The 1418-nt window shown below is 67.4% G+C and carries 1 protein-coding gene; it reads right to left on the bottom strand.

Features of this window, described 5'->3' with window-relative positions; genetic code table 11:
- Positions 1-29: 29 nt before the first annotated feature.
- Positions 30-1271 carry an IS256 family transposase gene (locus tag AB0958_RS45125; protein WP_366896292.1) on the bottom strand — a complete coding sequence of 414 codons (1242 nt, stop codon included), beginning with the start codon at positions 1269-1271 and terminating at the stop codon, positions 30-32.
- Positions 1272-1418 lie beyond the last annotated feature (147 nt).

Genomic DNA, 1418 nt, shown 5'->3' with positions numbered 1-1418 from the left:
GGTCGTGTCCCTTGTCGTGGTGTAGCCGATCAATCGGCCGTTGTGTTGGTGGCGTTGGGTAGTTCGGGGGCGCTCTCGGGGAGCTCGGCGGGGTAGATCTGGTCCATGCTGCCCTCGGGGAGGTAGCGGCGGGGGAAGGCGATCCACTCGTCGTGCATCTCGAAGAGCACGGCGGTGACGAGCCGCAGCAGCGAGTCGTCGTTGGGGAAGACCTGGACGACGTCGATGCGACGCTTGATCTCTCGGTTGACCCGCTCCAGGGGGTTCGTGGACTGGATCTTCTTCCAATGTCGTTCGGGGAAGGCCGCGAAGGCCGTCAGGTCGTCTTTGGCTTCCAGGAGCATCTTCTTGACCTGCGGGAACTGTGCGCCGAGCATGTCGGCGACCGTGTCGAGCTGGCTGCGGACAGCGGCCTGGTCGGGCTGGGCGAAGATGGTGCGGATGGTGGCGGCGACCATCTCGGCGGCGTCCTTCGGGATCACGCCGAAGACGTTGCGCAGGAAGTGCACCCGGCACCGCTGGTAGGAGGCGCCGATCATCACCTTGCGGATCGCCTTGACCAGGCCCGAGTGGTGGTCGCCGAGCACGAGCCGGACCCCGTTCAGGCCGCGTTCGCGCAAGGAGCGCAGGAACTGGGTCCAGAACACTTCGGTCTCGCTGTCGCCGACCATCACCCCCAGCACCTCGCGGCCGCCGTCCTCGGTGATGCCGGTGGCGATCACCACGGCCCGGGAGACAATCTGGTGCGCGACCCTGGCCTTGCAGTACGTCGCGTCCAGGTACATGTAGGGGAACCGGACGTGGTCCAGGGACCGGGTGCGAAACGCGGTCAGCTGCGTGTCCAGGTCGGCGCAGATCCGCGAGACCTCGCTCTTGGAGATCCCGCTGTCCGCGCCCAGGGCCTTGACCAGCTCGTCGACCGAGCGGGTGGACACTCCGTGGACGTACGCCTCCATGATGACGGCGAACAGGGCCTGGTCGATGCGGCGGCGGCGCTCCAGCAGGCTGGGGAAGAAGCTGCCTGAGCGCAGCTTGGGTATGCCCAGGTCCAGGTCGCCGGCCTGCGTGGTCAGTGTCTTGTCCCGGTGCCCGTTGCGCAGCGCGGTGCGCGTGTCGGTGTGCTCGTTCCACTCCGCGCCGATCCTCGCGCTCGCCTCGGCCTCGATCAGCTCTTGGAGCATCCGCTCGGCCACCGAGCGGACTAGTTCGAGCCCGTCCGCCGAACGTAGTGACTCCAGCAGGCGGAGTAGGTCAGACTGGGACAGGGCCACCGTGCACCTCCCGGGTTGAACTGGCCGTTCACCAAGGAGAGTTGCAGGTGGCCCGCCTGCTGGGCAGGGAGCGGAATCCTCATCAGCACACGCCCCGGGCGCACGCCCCGGCCTTGATCGGCTACACCACCAAGCGGGACGCCATCC

The organism is Streptomyces sp. NPDC006655 (genome assembly GCF_040703965.1).
Classification (GTDB): domain Bacteria; phylum Actinomycetota; class Actinomycetes; order Streptomycetales; family Streptomycetaceae; genus Streptomyces.
The sequence above is the reverse complement of the archived record's forward strand: the minus strand, read 5'-3'. Positions and strand labels throughout refer to the sequence as shown.